This is a genomic window from Flavobacterium sp. I3-2 (genome assembly GCF_013389595.1).
Classification (GTDB): Bacteria; Bacteroidota; Bacteroidia; order Flavobacteriales; family Flavobacteriaceae; genus Flavobacterium.
In genome coordinates this window covers 1,965,732-1,984,237 of record NZ_CP058306.1, presented here as the reverse complement: position 1 = coordinate 1,984,237, position 18,506 = coordinate 1,965,732, and the positions used below count along the sequence as shown (strand labels likewise).

Genomic DNA, 18,506 nt, shown 5'->3' with positions numbered 1-18,506 from the left:
AAGAAGGGATTTTTTGTTATATTTATTTTATCAAAAATTAAAATATGTTACAAAAAACATTTTTAAAACTGTTATCAAATTATACTGCAAATGAAAATCTGCAATTGATTTTTTGGGACGAAATCAAAAAACATTATGCTTACAAAAACAGATATTATCACAATTTACAACATCTTGAAAATATTTTGAATCAATTATCTGAGACTAAAACAGAAATTAATAATTGGAATGTTATTTTATTTTCACTTTTTTATCATGACGTTATTTATGACGTATCGAATACAATAAACGAAGAAGAAAGTGCCGAATTAGCCATAAAAAGAATGTCTGAAATTTCTGTTTCTGAAAATGAAATTAATCTTTGTAATCAAATAATTCTTGCAACAAAATCACATGTAATTTCAACCAATACAGACATTAATTATTTTACAGATGCAGACCTTTCTGTTTTAGGTCAACCATGTGAAATTTATTCGATTTACTATAAAAACATAAGAAAAGAATATGCCTTTTATTCTGAAGCAGTTTATAATTCGGGACGAAAAAAAGTTTTAAAACATTTTCTTGAAATGGAACGAATTTTCAAAACCGATTTTTTTTATGATAAATTTGAAATTCAAGCAAAAATAAATTTACAAAACGAATTTAACACATTATAAAATGAAAATTCCGACTATTCATGGCTTCATCGAAAGACGAATGTTAATCAATTATATTGCAGCACCACAAGTTGTCGAAAAAATACTACCAAAACCTTTTAGACCTAAACTATATGGAGGAAAAGCAATTGTAGGAATTTGTTTGATTCGTTTAAAAGAAATCAAACCCAAAGGTTTACCAAATTGTTTGGGAATAAATTCAGAAAACGGAGCTCACAGAATTGCAGTTGAATGGGATGAAAATGGCGTAACAAAAGAAGGAGTTTTTATTCCGAGAAGAGATACAAATCTAAAATTAAATACGCTCGTTGGAGGACGTATTTTTCCTGGGAAACATTATTATGCAAACTTCAATGTAAAAGAAGAAAATAATTTTTATCATTTAGATTTTATAAGTTCCGATAAAACGTCTATTTACATTGATGCGAAACTTGTTAACGAGTTTAATAAAAATTCGATATTTAAATCTTTAGAAAACGTGTCACATTTTTTTGAGAATGGTTCTATCGGATATTCTCCAAACGGAAATAAATTCGAAGGTTTAAAATTAGATACTTACAATTGGCAAGTAAAACCATTGGATGTTTTAAAAATAAAATCCAGTTTTTTTGAAGATGAAACTCTTTTTCCAAAAGGTTCAATTCAATTTGACAATGCCATTTTAATGGAAAATATTGAACATGAATGGAAATCTTTAAATTCAATTTCTTGCTGTAGTTAAACGAATTTTAAAATGAATTTATGAATATCGAAAATCAAATTAGCAATTACATTTCAAATCAATCAGATAGTAAACGTGCCGATTTAACTGTTTTACATCAGCTGATTTTAAACCAAAATCCGAAATTGAAAATATGGTTTCTGGATGGTAAAGATGAAAATGATAAAATAATTTCTAATCCAAACATGGGTTACGGAACGCATTTTATAAAATATAAAAACGGAACATCAAAAGAGTTTTACAGAATAGGAATTAGTACAAACACGACGGGAATTTCGATATATATTTTTGGAGTTGAAGATAAAAATTTTCTAAAAAATACTTTTGGTTCAAGACTTGGTCAAGCAAAAATTACCGGTTATTGTATAAAATTTAAAAATTTAGCTTCGATTGATTTTGATGTTTTGAAAGAAATGATTCTATTTGGTCTCAATCTGTAATAAATATGAAAAAAATCGTTTTAATCTTTTCCTTTTTAATTTTCATTATTTCGTGTGAAAAACGAGAAGAAAAAATGATTATTGAACAACCTGAACCTATTACGGTAAAAGAAATTTCGGCTGAAGAAATTACAGAAATCAATTTAATTATTGAAGCCATAATCCAGCAAAATGGTTTGGATGTTTTAAAATCTGATAAAGATTCTGAAAATGTACTTTTAGAGAATTTAATAAAAGTTCACATAGAATTAGATGAAATTGATTCAGAAGGAAACAAATTACTACCTTCACCAAACGGAATTTTCTTGTCTGAATTAATTGGAAATAAATTTGAAAACAAAGTTTATTTCACATCTGAAGATTCGATATATATTTTACAGCAAAATACGTATGCAGATTCAATCAAAATCGCGGCTTCAATTCTTGAAAAAGTAAATACTAAAGAAAGCGTAAAAGAAAAACTCAGAAACAATTCGGATTTATATTTTGGTGAATATGAAATTTCTATTCCTATTTTATCAAAAGATAAACAAACTGCTTATGTCGAATTAAGCTATTTTTGTGGTGCTTTGTGTGGTAATGGAAGTATTCTGATTTTGAAAAAATCCGATGGCAAATGGAAAGTAGTTGAAGATATTTTTACTTGGATTAGCTAACTACTTATTTTGCGTTAGCGGTTGTAGCGACATCCTTTTGTGAAACAAAGTGAAACAAAAGATATAGTGAAAGACGCGACCTGTAAAAAACGACGGTAGGAGTTTTTGTGCAGGAAACGACCAAATTAAAAAATTATAAATCCAGTTTATAGAAAAAAATCTCATCGGCTTCGTCAGGTAAAATAAGTGATTTAACAAAACGCAATCCTAACTTTTCTAATAATTTTTGCGATGCCAAATTTTCAGGATTGGTAAATGCAGTTACAGATTTTACATTCAATTTATTTTTGGCAAACGAAATCATTTCGATATTTGCTTCAAAAGCATATCCTTGATTTTCGAATTCAGGTAAAAGTGCAAAACCAATTTCTATATTTTCAGTTTCATCTCTTTTAAAAAGTCCGCAAATTCCAATTTTTACATTATCATTTTTTCTGATAATTATATTATTTGTAAACCCTAATTTTTCTAATTGAGGAAGCATCTTAGAAGTTATATAATTTTCAGCTTCTTCAATTGAATGTACTTCTCTATCTCCGATTAATTCAATCCATTTTGGGCTGTTTACAAGTTTTAAAATAAAATCCGCATCACCAATTTGCGTCGGACGAATTAGTAGTCGATTGGTTTCTAGGTTTGAGTAATTTTTCATGACATTTAATTTTCATTTAAATATAACAAAAAAGCCCTTCCAAAAATGAAAGGGCTTAAATTTATAAAGTTCACAATTATTTTAATCCTGCTAATGATTGTTCAATCGTTGCGATTTTAGATAAAGCATCGGCTTCTTTTTTGCGTTCGTTAGCTAAAACTTGCTCTGGCGCTCCGTTCACGAATTTTTCGTTTGAAAGTTTTCCTTGAACCGATTTTAAGAATCCTTTTAAGTATTTTAATTCTTCTTCTAATTTCGTGATTTCTTCTTCAACGTTTACCGAACCTGAAATTGGAATGAAATATTCGTTAGAATTTACACGATAAGACAAAGCTCCTGAAACTTGCTCTGTTACGTATTCTAAATTTGCAACGTTTCCTAACTTCGTAATAACAGCATCGAAAGTTGTTGGTTTATTGTCTTTGTTCAACACTTTTAAATCAATCGTTTCTTTAAACGAAATGTTTTTGTCTTTACGAATGGTACGAATTCCTGAAATTACCTCAGCAGCAAAATCAAAATCTGCGATTAATTGTTCATCAAACGATTTGATTTCTGGCCAAGCCGATACGATTAATGCTTCTTCTGTAGAACGTTCAGCAATATGTTGCCAAATTTCTTCGGTTAAAAATGGCATATACGGATGTAACAACTTCAAGTTTGCCTCTAACATTTCGATTGCCGCCTTGAAAGTAACCGCATCGATTGGTTGTTGGTAACCTGGTTTAATCATTTCTAAGAACCAAGAACAGAAATCGTCCCAAACTAATTTATAAATCGCCATTAACGCGTCAGAGATTCTGTATTTTTCAAAATGGTCTTCAATCTCTGCAAGGTTTTTCTGTAACTTTGCTTCGTACCAAGCAATCGCAGCTTTTGACGCTTCTGGTTGCTCAATAGTTTCTGAAACTTCCCATCCTTTAATTAAACGGAACGCATTCCAAATTTTGTTTGTAAACGCTTTTCCTTGGTTGCATAATTCTTCGTCGAATAAAATATCGTTACCTGCAGAAGCTGATAATAATAAGCCACAACGAACACCGTCTGCACCAAATTTCTCGATTAAATCTAACGGGTCTGGTGAGTTACCTAATGATTTAGACATTTTTCTGCGTTGCGCATCACGTACAATTCCTGTTAAATACACATTAGAAAATGGTTTTTCTCCAGCATATTCGTAACCAGCCATAATCATACGAGCTACCCAGAAGAATAAAATATCTGGTCCGGTAACTAAATCATTCGTTGGATAATAATATTTAAATTCCTCGTTTTCTGGATTAACCACTCCGTCAAAAACCGACATTGGCCATAACCAAGCAGAGAACCATGTATCTAAAGCATCTTTATCTTGAACTAAATCATTTGTTGTTAATGCTGAGTTTCCTGTTCTTTCTTTAGCTAATGCTAATGCAGCTTCTTTGGTTTCTGCAACAACGAAATCTTCTTTTCCGTCTCCATAATAAAACGCTGGAATTTGGTGTCCCCACCATAACTGACGAGAAATATTCCAATCACGGATATTTTCCATCCAGTGGCGGTACGTATTGTTGAAACGGTTTGGATATAATTTAATTTCCTCTGTTTCTAAAACCGCTTTAATAGCAGGCTTTACCAAATCTTCCATTTTAAGGAACCATTGGTCAGATAATCTTGGTTCGATTACAGCTTTTGTTCTTTCAGAAGTTCCCACATTATTCATGTGATTTTCTACTTTTTCTAAAGCTCCAATCGATTTTAATTCTTCAGAGATTTCGTCACGAACTACAAAACGGTCTTTTCCTTTGTAATGCATTCCTAAATCGTTCAACGTAGCATCTTCATTAAAAATATCAATAATTTCTAAGTTGTGACGCTCGCCTAAATCTTTATCGTTTACATCGTGCGCAGGCGTTACTTTTAAACAACCTGTTCCGAATTCCATATCTACATACTCATCAAAAATAATTGGCACTACTCTATTCACAATCGGAACAATCGCTTTTTTACCACGTAAATGTGTGTAACGCTCATCGTTTGGATTGATACAAATAGCAGTATCTCCTAAAATAGTTTCTGGACGTGTGGTTGCTATCGTAAGGAAATCGTTCGTTCCTTCGATTTGATATTTTAAATGGTATAATTTACCTTGACGTTCTTCGTAAATAACTTCTTCGTCAGACAAAGTTGTCTTTGCTTCTGGATCCCAGTTAACCATTCGGTAACCACGGTAAATCAATCCTTTGTTATATAAATCAACAAAAGATTTGATAACTGCAGGAGAAAGTTCGTCATCTAAAGTAAATTTGGTACGTTCCCAATCACAAGAAGCACCTAATTTTTTAAGTTGCTCAAGGATTGTTCCACCGTATTTATCTGTCCATTCCCAAGCATGTTTTAAGAATTCTTCACGAGTTAAATCGTCTTTATTAATTCCTTGCTCTTTTAATTTAGCAACAACTTTAGCTTCAGTAGCAATCGATGCATGGTCCGTTCCAGGCACCCAACAAGCATTAAAACCTTTTAAACGTGCACGACGAATCAAGACATCCTGAATCGTATTGTTTAACATGTGTCCCATGTGTAAGACTCCCGTGACGTTTGGTGGCGGGATTACGATTGTATAAGGTGTTCTATGATCTGGTGTTGAACGAAAGTAGTTGTTTTTCATCCAATAGTCGTACCATTTCGTTTCAACTTGTTTAGCATCAAATTGCGCTGGAATACTCATATATTTATTTTTAATTAAATTTTTTACAATATACAAAAGTAAACATTAATAAAATAATAGTTGTTTTTATCATTAAATTAAAATCAAAAAAAAACAGCCTCGAAATAAACGAAGCTGTTTGTATTATTTTATTTTTCTAATGGAAGTTTCTTAGCTTTCCAATCGTTAATTCCACCGCTGTAATTAATGATGTTTTTAAAACCAAGTTTTTCTAAAACCGAATAAGCCATTGCTGCGCGAACTCCACTTTGACAATGAATAATTATGGGTTTATTTTTATCGAATTGATTTGCATTTTTCTCTAAACTATTTAAAGGAATATTTTTAAAACCTTTGATATGTCCGTTTTCAAATTCAGAAACTGTTCTAACGTCAACCAATTGTTGATTCGCTTTTTTCATTTCATCCTGAAGTTCATCTGCCGAAATAACATGCGCTGATTTTAAATTTGAAAAAGTATTTACATCCGAAATATATCCGTAAATATTATTAAAACCGATGCGTGTTAATTTGCGAGATAAATCTTCAATTTTATTATCGTCTGCAATCAAAACAATCTGATTATCAAAGTCAACTAAAGAACCCAAGAAAGTTGCAAATGATTTTCCGCCATCGATATGTAAACTTCCAGGAACAAAACCTTCAGCAACAAGGTTTTTATTTCTTGTATCAATTAACAAAACGTTATTAGCCAATGCTTGCTCAACCTCAACTTGTGAAAGCTTTGTAACTTTTGGCATTTCAATAACCAACGGACGCATTTGTTTATTCCATTTTTTCATTACTGCAAAATATTTTGGAGGTTCTGGTTGACCATCTAAAATATAATTTACAAAAGCATCTTTATTATTTAGAAACTGAAAAGCTGCGCTATTTTTTTGTTCTTGTTCTAAAGTTGATTGAGGGATATTACTTAAGCTTTTTCCGCAAAACGAACCAGCTCCGTGACCAGGCCAAATTTCGGTATTTTTAGGCAACTTCGTAAATTGATTTAATGATTCAAAAAGTTGTTCGGCTCCAACAAACTGAGAACCTTTTTGACCTGCCGCTTTTTCTAATAAATCTGGACGACCAACGTCACCAACAAAAATAAAATCACCTGTTATTGCTTTTATCGGTTGGTTAGGATTATTTTTATCTGTCATTAAAAAGGTAATACTTTCTGGCGTATGTCCAGGAGTATGCATGACTTTAAAATCGATATTTCCTAAAGATATCGTTTGATTATTTTTTAACCCTTGATGCGGAAATTCATATTGCCAATCGGCTCCACCTTCATCAGACAATAACAAAACTGCATTTGTTGCCAAAGCTAATTCTCGGGCTCCGCTTAAATAATCTGCATGAATATGTGTTTCGGTTACGTATTTAATTTTTAAATTATGCGTTTTAGCAAAATTCAAATACGTATCAATATCGCGTTTTGGGTCAATTACAATAGCTTCATTTTTATCGTTAGCAATGATATAACTTGCTTGTGCTAAAGTTTCGTCAAAAACACGCTCAAAAATAGTTTTTTGTGCAAACGCAGAACTTGATAAAACCAATGTCCCTACGAAAGCATACATTTTTTGATTGATGGTCATTTTAAAAATTTATTTTTATCAAAGTTAAAAGACTAAACTTAGATTTTTGATTATTGGTAATTAAATTATAAATCTTTTATGATTATAAATTTTCTTTTAATAAACGTTCTAATTCATTTGCTTGAAAAACACCTGATTGACGCCATTTAATTTCTCCGTTTTTAAAAATGATTAAAGTCGGAATACTTCTAATTTGATATTTTGATGCGGTTTGTTGGTTTTGGTCAACATCGATTTTGATGATTGCAACCTGATTTCCTAAACGTTCTTTTACTTCATCTAAAATCGGAGCTTGCATTTTACAAGGTCCGCACCAAGTTGCAAAAAAGTCAACTAAAACAGGTTTATCTTGATTTATGATTTCGTCAAATGTCATTTTTTCTTCTCTTTTTTAAATAATGAAAAAAACAAACCACCCATTAATCCTCCGTATAAAGTACTATTTCTAGGGCTTGAAGTAATGGCACAACTTTCTGTACATCCATAAAAATTCCAATATAAATATCCGGCAATCAAACCAACTGAAATACCAATGAACCACAAAATGTTTGATTTAAAAAATTCTTTCATTTTATTTAAATTTTTAATTTAACAAAAATACAATTTAACTCCTTATTTTAATACTTTGCTTTGACATACGAAATCTGTTTTTGGAATGTTAGTTTGGACAATTGCTGTAAATCCGCCTGCAATTTCTGTAAAATTTCTGTAACCACGCGCTTGTAAAATACTTGCTGCAATCATACTTCTGTAACCACCGGCACAATGCAAATAAAAATGTTCTGTGGGTTCAATTGTATTTATCCATTCGTTTATGTAAGCTAATGGTTTGCTATAAGCTTCTTCAACATGTTCTGATTCGTACTCGGATGCTGCTCGAACATCAATAACCATTGGTTCTTTACCTTGAATTTGTTCTGCAAAAGTTATAGCCGTAATACGATTTACAAAATCAACTTCTTTTTGCGCAGCTAACCAAGCATGGAATCCTCCGTTTAAATATCCTAAAACGTTATCAAATCCAACACGACTTAATCGAGTTACCACTTCTTCTTCCTTACCTTCGTCTGTAACTAATAAAATTGGTTGTTTAACATCTACAATCATAGCTCCTACCCAAGGTGCAAAATCACCGTTAATTCCGATATTGATTGATTGTGGAATAAAGCCGTTTGCAAAATCACTATTTGTTCGTGTATCTAATATCAAAGCTCCTGTTTGTTCGGCAATATTTTCGAAATCTTGTACAGTTAAAGCAGTTAATCCTTGAGATAAAACGTTATCAAAACTTTCGTAACCTTTTTTGTTCATCGCAACATTCAATCCGAAATACGCAGGTGGTGGTAACAAACCGTCAGTTACCGCTTCGATGAAAGCTTCTTTTGACGGTTGATTTAAAGCATAATTCATCTTCTTTTGATTACCTAAAGAATCAATCGTTTCTTTCATCATGTTTTTACCACAAGCTGAACCTGCTCCATGAGCTGGATAAACTGTTACATCATCTGCCAATGGCATGATTTTTTTGTATAAACTATCATACAGCAAACCTGCTAAATCTCCTTGTGTCATATTTGCTGCCTTTTGAGCTAAATCTGGTCGACCAACATCGCCTAAAAACAAGGTATCACCGCTAAACAAAGCAATATCTTTTCCGTTTTCATCAGACAATAAATAACATGTACTTTCTAATGTATGTCCTGGTGTGTGAAGCACTTTGATTTTTAAATCTCCAACTTGGAAAATTTGATTATCTGTTGCGATAATAACTTCGAACTCTGGATTTGCAGTCGGTCCGTAAACAATTGGTGCTTTTGTTTTTAGACTTAAATCTACATGTCCGCTAACAAAATCGGCATGAAAATGTGTTTCAAAAATGTATTTTAAACTTACTCCGTCTTTAGTTAAGCGGTCGATGTAAGGTTGTGTTTCGCGAAGCGGGTCAATAATTACAGCTTCACCTTTACTTTCTATATAATAAGCACCTTGTGCTAAACATCCTGTATAAATTTGTTCTATTTTCATATTCAAACTTTTAAAATTTATTAAAGTAAAATTACATTCAATTTTTAACTTGAAACGTAACCAATGTTACACAAATCAACTAAAAATCAACTCTTTAAATAAGATAAAAATCCCCATAATTATAACAAAGTAACCAAAAATGGGTTTCAATTGTTTTGCATTCAATCGTTTATTTAGTTGCATTCCTAAATACATTCCTAAAATAGCAATCGCAATTAATAACATTAAGAATTTAAAATCTAATAATGGTAAATCGCTTGAGGCAATAAATCCGATAAATGATTTTACTCCGATAATCAATAATGAATTTGCTACTGCTTGCTTCATTCCTAACTTTCCGAAAATCATTAATATTGGAACAATTATAAATCCGCCACCTGCTCCAACAATTCCAGTGATTGTTCCTTCGGCTAATCCAGCAAAAATCAAAACCAAACTATTATAAGGACAATCAATACAATCTGGTTCATTGTTACGTTGTCGAATCATGAAACTTCCGGCAACCAGCATCAAAACAGAAAAGAAAATCAATAACGAGGTATTTTTATCGATTGCATATCCGAAAAGAAAAAACTGATTTGGAATTGCTGGTAGTAAAAATGCTCGGACAGCATATAATGTGATAAGAGATGGTAAACCAAATTGTATTGTTCTTTTAATTGATAATTGCTTTTTTAGAAATGATGGGATAACCGCAATTAAACTTGTAAAACTTACAATGGCTAAAGAATATGTAGTTGCTAAGGATGTTGGTATTACAAATAAATATACCAAAACAGGCACGGTTAAAATACTTCCGCCACCGCCAAAAAGACCTATCAATAAACCGATAACAATTGTTAGTAGATAACCTATATATTCCATTATTTTTTAATTTATATAGCAAATTTCGTCACTTATTAAAAAACAAATCGTAACATAAGTTACACTTGTAAGTATAAAAAAAGTGCTTCCGAAGAAACACTTTAATATTTTAGATTATGGTAATCATATTTCGTTGTTGTTCTATAAAATTTTCGTTTTCTAGAGCTTTTAATAATCTAGATACAACTACTCTAGAAGTATTTAATTCATAAGCGATTTCGGCATGCGTCTTATTAACTGTTCGAGATTTATTAACACTTGCTACTTCTATTAAATAATTTTTCAATCGACTTTTAGAATCATTAAATGCCAAATTATCGATAGCACGAATCATTTCATCTAAACGGTCTTGATAACTGGTCAAAACAAAAGCACGCCAAGTTGGATATTTAGCCAACCATTCGTCCATTTTTTTAACAGGAATCATAATCAACTCGCCGTCCGTTTCTGCAGTTGCTCTGATATTACTTTTTTTATTTCCTAAACAACAAGTCATACTCATAGCGCAAGTATCTCCTTTTTCTAAATAATACAAAAGTAATTCACCGTCATTGTCATCTTCTCGCATAATACGTATGGCACCATTAACTACAATTGGCATGTGAGAAATTAAATCATCTAAATCAATTAAAATATCGTTCGCCTTAAAGGATTTAAAAGTACCTAATTCGACCATTTCGTTTATTAAATCTGCTTCGAAAACAGAATTAAAATAAGATTCAAGCAATTGTTTTGGTGACATAAATTAAATTTAAAAGGGATTTATAAATATACACTTTTCTTTCAAAACTATACAATCAGAACAAATATGCAACTTAAATCCAATTTTGATTGTATCAAAAGTTACCTAAGACAAATACAATCAAAAAAAAATTACAAATGAATTGTATTTTATTTAAATCTTTTCTAAATTCGTTTAAATAATTAATCATTAAAATCCAAAGTAATATTTGGCATGCTTTTTGAAAAAATTAACAATATTTAACAAAATAAACGAAAAACTAGATCCAAATCTATTTGGTTGTTTTTCAAAAGTACTTAATTTTACAAGACTAAAGATTATTTAAAAATGAGAAAATTTCTAGGTTTAGTTGCCATGTTATTAGTAACAGCAGCTTCATTCGCACAAAAAGGGCCTCAAATAAAATTTAAGGCTGAAAATAACACAATCGATTATGGTACCGTAAAGAAAAGTACTGATAATGGAGTTCGTGTATTTGAATTTGTAAACACTGGTGATCAACCATTAGTTATTACTAATGCAAAATCATCTTGTGGTTGTACAGTTCCTTCTAAACCAGAAGCTCCTGTTATGCCAGGACAAACTGGAAAAATTGAAGTTAAATACAACATGAACCCAGGAAAAATTAGTAAAGTTATTACTGTTGAATCTAACGCAGTAAACGTTGACAACGGAGTTGTTGCTTTAAAAATTAAAGGTGAGGTAATTACAGAATAATTACGAATCAAAATTTCAATTATAAAAGACCGATATTTTTCGGTCTTTTTTTTTAATATTAAGTAACAACGTATTAACTCCAATATTATTAACTTTATTAAAAACATAGTATTTTTTTCACAATTTAATTAATTCAAAAAAACAAATTATCAAATTAGTAATTCTTTGAAAATTAGAATGAATTAAGCTTTAAATTCATATTCATTCGGTTTTAAATTATTATCTTTGCTTAACATTTTTTCAAAAAAAACAAACGCTTTATAAATTATATTATAATGTCAAAATCTAAGATTATTTACACTTTAACAGATGAGGCGCCAATGTTGGCTACTTATTCTTTATTGCCGATTGTTAAAGCCTTTACTTCTGCAGCTAATGTTGAAGTTGAAACAAGAGACATTTCTTTAGCTGGACGTATTTTAGCTAATTTTCCTGAATTCTTAAAAGAAGACCAAAAAATTGGAGATGCGTTAGCTGAATTAGGAGATTTAGCAAAAACTCCTGAAGCTAATATTATTAAATTACCAAACATTTCTGCTTCTATTCCTCAGTTAGCTGCTGCAATTGCAGAATTACAAGCACACGGATTTGCAGTTCCAAATTATCCTGCAGATGCTGTAACAGAAGAAGAAAAAGCGATCAAAGCGAAATACGCTAAAGTTTTAGGTTCAGCTGTTAATCCAGTTTTACGTGAAGGTAACTCGGATCGTCGTGCACCTAAAGCTGTTAAGAATTATGCTAAAAAACATCCACATTCAATGGGAGCTTGGTCTGCAGATTCTAAAACAAAAGTAGCTCACATGGAAGCTGGTGATTTCTACGGTACAGAAAAATCAGTTACAGTTGCAAACGATTCTCAATTCAAAATTGAATTTGTTGGTAAGGACGGTTCTGTAAAAGAATTAAAAGGCTTAACTAACTTAAAAGCAGGTGAAATCATCGATTCATCAGTTATGAATTTAGCTGCTTTAAAAGCATTCGTTTCTCAAGTTAAAGAAGAAGCTAAAGCTGCAGGTGTATTATTATCTGCTCACTTAAAAGCTACCATGATGAAAGTTTCAGACCCGATTATTTTCGGAGCTGTAGTTTCTGTTTATTTCGAAGAAGTATTCACTAAATTCGCTACTTTATTTGCTGAATTAGGAATCAATCCTAATAACGGTTTAGGAGAATTATACGCTAAAATTGCTGGAAACGCTCAAGAAGCTGAAGTAAAAGCAGCTATTGACGCAGCTATCGCTAACGGACCAGCTTTAGCAATGGTAAATTCTGATAAAGGAATTACTAACTTACACGTACCTTCTGATGTAATCGTTGATGCTTCTATGCCAGCAATGATTCGTACTTCTGGACAAATGTGGAACAAAGAAGGAAAACAACAAGATACTTTTGCTTTAATTCCAGACCGTAACTACGCTGGTGTTTACCAAGCAACCATTGAAGATTGTAAAGCAAATGGTGCTTTAGACCCAACAACTATGGGTTCTGTTCCTAACGTAGGTTTAATGGCTCAAAAAGCTGAAGAATATGGTTCTCACGATAAAACTTTCCAAGCTGAAGCTGAAGGAACTATTCGTGTGGTTGATGCAGAAGGAAATGTATTTATGGAACAAGCTGTTGAGGCTGGTGACATTTTCCGCATGTGTCAAACTAAAGATGCACCAATTAAAGACTGGGTTAAACTAGCTGTTAACCGTGCAAGATTATCTGCAACACCGGCAATCTTCTGGTTAGACGAAAACCGTGCACACGATAGAGAAATTATCGCTAAAGTAAACAAATACTTACCAGAATTCGATACAACAGGTTTAGATATCCGTATCTTAAATCCAGTAGATGCTACTAAATTATCTTTAGAAAGAATTCGCCAAGGCTTAGATACCATTTCTGTTACAGGAAACGTTTTACGTGATTACTTAACAGATTTATTCCCAATTTTAGAAGTTGGTACATCTGCAAAAATGTTATCTATCGTTCCATTAATGAACGGAGGTGGATTATTTGAAACAGGTGCTGGTGGATCTGCTCCAAAACACATCGAGCAATTCATTGAAGAAGGTTATTTACGTTGGGATTCATTAGGAGAATTCTTAGCACTACAAGCTTCTTTAGAGCATTTAGCTCAAACTCAAAACAATGTAAAAGCGCAAGTTTTAGCTGACACTTTAGATGAGGCTAACGATAAATTCTTAGATACTGACAAATCACCAGGTCGTAAATTAGGAACTATCGATAACCGCGGTTCTCACTTTTACTTAGCAATGTATTGGGCTCAAGCTTTAGCTGCTCAAACTAAAGATGCTGAGTTAGCTGCTAAATTTGCTCCAATTGCTGAAGCAATGACAGCTCAAGAAGCTAAAATCAACGAAGAATTAATTGCTTCTCAAGGAAAAGCTCAAGCTATTGCTGGTTATTACCAACCAAATACTGAAGCTACTTTCGCAGCAATGCGTCCTTCTGAAACATTAAATACAATCATCAACAATATCTAATATTGTACTGATTATAAATTTTAAAAGCTCCGTTTTCACGGAGCTTTTTTTATAGGTTTTCTTTAAAATTAATTTTCGTATTATTGTAAAAAACATTTAAATGAATACCACAAAAAACACGCTTGATTTACACTTAATTTCTCAAAAATCTAATTTTAATGGACATACTTTTTCAACCTATTTCTTAAATAACGAAGAAGATTCTGTAATTTATTTACCAAACACAAATAAAATAAATATCTTCATCGGAACTAATAATAGCGGTAAGAGTAGATTTATTCGAGAGCTACTAAAAATGGAATATTGGTATTTGTCAAATGAATTTTATTTCCATCTTAAAGAATTTAATAACATTATAAATTTTGTTTTCGATACATATAATCATAACAATTTCAATTATACACGAGATTTATTTTTAATCAACATAAATTATGATAAAATGAATCAATTAAGCAATCAAATAGAAGGCTTAAAATCTAAAATTAATTCATTCATTGGCTTACCACAGTATGATGAAATTGTTTCTAAATTTAAATCACTAATTGATGTTCAAAGAAAAGAAAACTTAAAAAAAATTTTCATACCTACCTTAAGAACAGCACATTCATTATTCGATGGCAATTTAAAAAAAATAGAAGAAGATTTTTTCAAACAAACTATTTTAAAAAATTACGAATTCAGAACTGATGGACAAAATATAAATATTTTTACAGGTTTACATTTATATAAAGAAATATTAAATGCTAGAAATTCTGGAAAAACCAATCGTAAAAAATTTGAGGAATTTGAAAAATTTATAAGTGAATATTTTTTTGATAACAAAGAAATTGAAATTGTCGCTGAATACGATTTCGATAAAAATAAACAAGGCAAAACAGATTCTAATCATATCAAAATTCATATTGATGGTGAAGATGAGCGAAATTTATATGAATTAGGCGACGGCATACAAGCTTTAATAATTTTAATGTTTCCCATATTTATGGCTGATGATGAAACTTGTGTTTTTATAGACGAACCAGAAATCAATTTGCATCCCGGAATGCAACGTTTGTTTTTAAATCAAATCTGTAATAATGATGTACTGAAAAAGAAAAACTTAACTTATTTTATATCTACACATTCAAATCATTTTTTAGATTTAAGTATTGAAAAAGAAAATGTATCTATTTATTCATTTTCACCAAGAAAAAAAGGTGATAAATTGGAAAAACAATTTGAAATAAAGAATGTTAATCAAGGTGACAATACTATCCTAAAAGAAATAGGAGTAAATAATTCTTCTGTGTTCTTAGCTAATTGTAGTATTTGGGTAGAAGGAGTTTCGGACAGAAATTACATTAAAGCCTTTTTAAATTCTTATATAAATGACCCAAGTAATAATGCTAAATTATTAAAAGAAGATATTGATTTTGCTTTCTTTGAATATGCTGGTTCTAACATTGAGCATTATCTATTTGAACAATTAAATCCAGAAGAAGAATCAGAGATAAAAAGCAACATAAACGCTTTAGCTTTAAATAACAATATTTTTCTTTTAGCCGATTCTGATAATGCAACTGAAGAAAGTGCAAAACAAACACGTTTAAACAACTTAAATGAAAATACTAATATAGAAACTTATATTATTGAAGATATCAGAGAAATAGAAAACATATTAACGGATGAGATTTGGATTAAGGCGATTCCGTTTTATTGCAATAAAAAACTGTTAGATAGCCATGACGTAGAAATTATAAGCACAATCACTGAAGCTTTACAAAAAATAAAACCTTCAAAATATAAGAAAGAATATATTGGTAAATTTCTTGATGATTTAAGAAAGGAAGTCAATAAAATCGGTAATGATTTCATCATTAATCAATCTGTTTATAAAACTAATAAAGTAACACAAACGCATGGGACTTTTGTATACAAACGTGAATTAAGCGAATTCATTCTTAACAAAGAAATTCCTTGGAACGTTTATAATAAATCGACTGAAATAGCTTCTTTAACTAAAGCTATCTATAATTTCATAATAAAACATAAAGTTTAAAAAAGTAAAAGCTCTGCTAAAAACGGAGCTTCTTTATCTATATATAACGTAGAAAATATTACATAAAATATTTCACCCAATCATTAAATTTACTTTTATAGGCATCTTCTATTGAAATAATTTTATCTTAAATAAAGATACGATTTCGTTCAATTGTTTCAATTTGGTAGTTCGGAAGAAATAAACAGAATGCAATAAATTCAACACTTAATTAATATTAACGAAGTATTTATAATGAAGTATAAAAATTTAAGCACAAAAAAAACTGATTCATCACTGAAACAGTTTTTTTTGTGACCCGACTGGGGCTCGAACCCAGGACCCCAACATTAAAAGTGTTGTGCTCTACCAACTGAGCTATCGAGTCTAAAATCAGAGAAATCATATAGATTCCCTTTATTTCTGTGGCAAAATTAAAAAATAAAATTTAATCTACCAATTAATTATCTTCTTAAAAAAGTTAAATACGTACAATAAAAAAGTAATTAAAACTCAACTGTAATTAAAAAACCACCCTAAAGTGAGTGGTTAATCAAGTGACCCGACTGGGGCTCGAACCCAGGACCCCAACATTAAAAGTGTTGTGCTCTACCAACTGAGCTATCGAGTCTAAAACTATAAAAGTTTATGGTATTTTCAATATGTATTTGTGACCCGACTGGGGCTCGAACCCAGGACCCCAACATTAAAAGTGTTGTGCTCTACCAACTGAGCTATCGAGTCTAAAACTATAAAAGTTTATGGTATTTTCAATATGTAATTTGTGACCCGACTGGGGCTCGAACCCAGGACCCCAACATTAAAAGTGTTGTGCTCTACCAACTGAGCTATCGAGTCTAAAACTATAAAAGTTTATGGTATTTTCAATATGTAATTTGTGACCCGACTGGGGCTCGAACCCAGGACCCCAACATTAAAAGTGTTGTGCTCTACCAACTGAGCTATCGAGTCTAAAACTATAAAAGTTTATGGTATTTTCAATATGTATTTGTGACCCGACTGGGGCTCGAACCCAGGACCCCAACATTAAAAGTGTTGTGCTCTACCAACTGAGCTATCGAGTCATGCATTTAACTTCCTGAATGCGGGTGCAAATATAGGGCACTTTTTTTATATTCCAAGATAAATTCTATTAAATTTGCGGTAAAATTTTCACCCTTTTTTTAAACAGTTCGTTTACAAACATTTATTATGAATAAAAAAATTATTATTCTTGGTTATATGGGATCCGGAAAATCTATAGTTGGACGTTTTCTCTCAGAAAAAACAGAAATCCCATTTGTCGATTTGGATGAATATATCGAAGAAAAGCAGCAAAAATCAATTAAAAATATCTTCGAAACAAAAGGTGAAATTTATTTTCGAAAATTAGAACATCAATATTTAAATGAATTATTAAATTTAAATCAAGAAATGATTATTAGTTTAGGCGGAGGAACGCCTTGTTACGCGAATAACCACTTACATTTTGAAAAAGATAATATAGAGTCATTTTATTTAAATACGTCGATAAAAACACTTTCAAATAGGCTAAAAACCGAAATTGATAATCGTCCGCTTTTAAATAACACTGAAGATGATTTGGAAACATTTATTGCAAAACATCTTTTTGACAGAAGTTATTTTTACAACAAAGCCAAACATAAAATCAAAACCGATAACAAATCAATTGAAGAAATTACTCTTGAAATAAAAAATACGCTTATTTAACTTAAATAAGCGTATTCTTCGTTTTGATTAAAAACTACTTGTATGTGTTCTTTTGAAGATGTTGATAAAGAAATTCCTTTAAAATCTGCTTTAACCGGATAATTCTTATGATTACGATCTACCAACACAGCCGTTTTAAATTTTTTAATAGGAACATTCAAAAAATGACGAACTCCGTAAATTAATGTCGCACCTGAATTCATCACATCATCAACAAGAACAACCGCTTTATTTGCATATTCTTGCTCGCTGATTGAAGTCATTATGGGTTCAATTGGATTTTGCTTATTAACCTGCACTTCGCAACTTAACACTTTAATATCCGAAATCTCTTCTAAAACCTTTGCAATTTTTTGAGAAAACACAAAACCGCTATTTGCTATTCCAGCAATTACAATTTCGTTTTCGTCAGAAAAGGTTTCGTAAATCTGATAAGCAATTCGTTTGGTAATATGCTTAATCTGTTCTTGATTTAAAATAATATTTTTATCCAT

The 18,506-nt window shown here is 31.0% G+C and carries 17 protein-coding genes and 6 tRNA genes; 8 read left to right on the top strand and 15 right to left on the bottom strand.

Features of this window, described 5'->3' with window-relative positions; all coding sequences use genetic code 11:
• Window positions 1-44 precede the first annotated feature (44 nt).
• From HW119_RS09325 to HW119_RS09310, 4 genes are read left to right on the top strand one after another with little or no spacing between them, the layout of a single operon-like run.
• Window positions 45-659, top strand: a complete 615-nt coding sequence (locus HW119_RS09325; protein WP_177763727.1) for a hypothetical protein — start codon at window positions 45-47, stop codon at window positions 657-659.
• 1 nt (window position 660) lies between these two features.
• Window positions 661-1,380, top strand: a complete 720-nt coding sequence (locus tag HW119_RS09320; protein ID WP_177763724.1) for a DUF2071 domain-containing protein — start codon at window positions 661-663, stop codon at window positions 1,378-1,380.
• A gap of 20 nt (window positions 1,381-1,400) precedes the next feature.
• A complete protein-coding gene (locus HW119_RS09315; protein WP_177763721.1) occupies window positions 1,401-1,820 on the top strand; it encodes a DUF1801 domain-containing protein in 420 nt (139 codons plus the stop codon).
• Window positions 1,821-1,825: 5 nt separating this feature from the next.
• Window positions 1,826-2,476 carry a hypothetical protein gene (locus HW119_RS09310; RefSeq protein ID WP_177763718.1) on the top strand — a complete coding sequence of 217 codons (651 nt, stop codon included), beginning with the start codon at window positions 1,826-1,828 and terminating at the stop codon, window positions 2,474-2,476.
• A 133-nt stretch (window positions 2,477-2,609) separates the two neighbouring features.
• Here HW119_RS09310 and HW119_RS09305 read toward each other — a convergent pair whose 3' ends face one another.
• The 8 genes from HW119_RS09305 to HW119_RS09270 all read right to left on the bottom strand — a co-directional run bounded on the left by HW119_RS09305 (window position 2,610) and on the right by HW119_RS09270 (window position 11,055).
• Window positions 2,610-3,128: a GNAT family N-acetyltransferase gene (locus tag HW119_RS09305; RefSeq protein ID WP_177763715.1), complete on the bottom strand. Its 519-nt coding sequence runs from the start codon at window positions 3,126-3,128 to the stop codon at window positions 2,610-2,612.
• A gap of 76 nt (window positions 3,129-3,204) precedes the next feature.
• Window positions 3,205-5,838 carry a valine--tRNA ligase gene (locus tag HW119_RS09300; protein WP_177763712.1) on the bottom strand — a complete coding sequence of 878 codons (2,634 nt, stop codon included), beginning with the start codon at window positions 5,836-5,838 and terminating at the stop codon, window positions 3,205-3,207.
• A gap of 128 nt (window positions 5,839-5,966) precedes the next feature.
• A complete protein-coding gene (locus tag HW119_RS09295) occupies window positions 5,967-7,424 on the bottom strand; it encodes an MBL fold metallo-hydrolase (protein ID WP_255497851.1) in 1,458 nt (485 codons plus the stop codon).
• A gap of 82 nt (window positions 7,425-7,506) precedes the next feature.
• Window positions 7,507-7,800: a thioredoxin gene (gene trxA, locus HW119_RS09290; RefSeq protein ID WP_177763709.1), complete on the bottom strand. Its 294-nt coding sequence runs from the start codon at window positions 7,798-7,800 to the stop codon at window positions 7,507-7,509.
• Window positions 7,797-7,994: a hypothetical protein gene (locus tag HW119_RS09285; RefSeq protein ID WP_177763705.1), complete on the bottom strand. Its 198-nt coding sequence runs from the start codon at window positions 7,992-7,994 to the stop codon at window positions 7,797-7,799. The genes trxA and HW119_RS09285 overlap by 4 nt, the downstream gene beginning before the upstream one ends.
• A gap of 42 nt (window positions 7,995-8,036) precedes the next feature.
• Window positions 8,037-9,449 (bottom strand): MBL fold metallo-hydrolase, encoded by a 1,413-nt coding sequence (locus HW119_RS09280; RefSeq protein WP_177763703.1) that lies wholly within the window; start codon window positions 9,447-9,449, stop codon window positions 8,037-8,039.
• A 75-nt stretch (window positions 9,450-9,524) separates the two neighbouring features.
• Entirely contained in the window at window positions 9,525-10,313 is a 789-nt protein-coding gene (locus HW119_RS09275) for a sulfite exporter TauE/SafE family protein (RefSeq protein WP_177763700.1), read from the bottom strand.
• Window positions 10,314-10,422: 109 nt separating this feature from the next.
• Window positions 10,423-11,055, bottom strand: a complete 633-nt coding sequence (locus tag HW119_RS09270; RefSeq protein ID WP_177763697.1) for a Crp/Fnr family transcriptional regulator — start codon at window positions 11,053-11,055, stop codon at window positions 10,423-10,425.
• 327 nt (window positions 11,056-11,382) lie between these two features.
• Here HW119_RS09270 and HW119_RS09265 point away from each other — a divergent pair, with 327 nt between their 5' ends.
• The 3 genes from HW119_RS09265 (at window position 11,383) to HW119_RS09255 (ending at window position 16,302) form a co-directional block, all read left to right on the top strand.
• The gene (locus HW119_RS09265; protein ID WP_177763694.1) at window positions 11,383-11,772 is read left to right on the top strand and encodes a DUF1573 domain-containing protein; all 390 of its coding nucleotides are present in this window, start codon (window positions 11,383-11,385) and stop codon (window positions 11,770-11,772) included.
• A gap of 272 nt (window positions 11,773-12,044) precedes the next feature.
• Complete coding sequence (locus HW119_RS09260; protein ID WP_177766607.1) at window positions 12,045-14,264, top strand: NADP-dependent isocitrate dehydrogenase; 2,220 nt, start codon at window positions 12,045-12,047, stop codon at window positions 14,262-14,264.
• A gap of 100 nt (window positions 14,265-14,364) precedes the next feature.
• A complete protein-coding gene (locus HW119_RS09255) occupies window positions 14,365-16,302 on the top strand; it encodes an AAA family ATPase (RefSeq protein ID WP_177763690.1) in 1,938 nt (645 codons plus the stop codon).
• A gap of 294 nt (window positions 16,303-16,596) precedes the next feature.
• Here HW119_RS09255 and HW119_RS09250 read toward each other — a convergent pair.
• From HW119_RS09250 to HW119_RS09225, 6 genes are all read right to left on the bottom strand, one after another.
• Window positions 16,597-16,669: transfer RNA gene (locus HW119_RS09250), tRNA-Lys, on the bottom strand.
• Between the two features lie 170 nt (window positions 16,670-16,839).
• Window positions 16,840-16,912 (bottom strand) — tRNA-Lys (locus HW119_RS09245).
• Between the two features lie 40 nt (window positions 16,913-16,952).
• Window positions 16,953-17,025 (bottom strand) — tRNA-Lys (locus HW119_RS09240).
• A 41-nt stretch (window positions 17,026-17,066) separates the two neighbouring features.
• Window positions 17,067-17,139 (bottom strand) — tRNA-Lys (locus tag HW119_RS09235).
• A gap of 41 nt (window positions 17,140-17,180) precedes the next feature.
• A tRNA-Lys gene (locus HW119_RS09230) sits at window positions 17,181-17,253 on the bottom strand.
• A 40-nt stretch (window positions 17,254-17,293) separates the two neighbouring features.
• Window positions 17,294-17,366: transfer RNA gene (locus tag HW119_RS09225), tRNA-Lys, on the bottom strand.
• A gap of 127 nt (window positions 17,367-17,493) precedes the next feature.
• Here HW119_RS09225 and HW119_RS09220 point away from each other — a divergent pair.
• The gene (locus HW119_RS09220) at window positions 17,494-18,012 is read left to right on the top strand and encodes a shikimate kinase (protein WP_255497850.1); all 519 of its coding nucleotides are present in this window, start codon (window positions 17,494-17,496) and stop codon (window positions 18,010-18,012) included.
• Here HW119_RS09220 and HW119_RS09215 read toward each other — a convergent pair.
• Window positions 18,009-18,506, bottom strand: a complete 498-nt coding sequence (locus HW119_RS09215; RefSeq protein ID WP_177763687.1) for a phosphoribosyltransferase family protein — start codon at window positions 18,504-18,506, stop codon at window positions 18,009-18,011. The two genes, HW119_RS09220 and HW119_RS09215, sit on opposite strands and share 4 nt — an antisense overlap.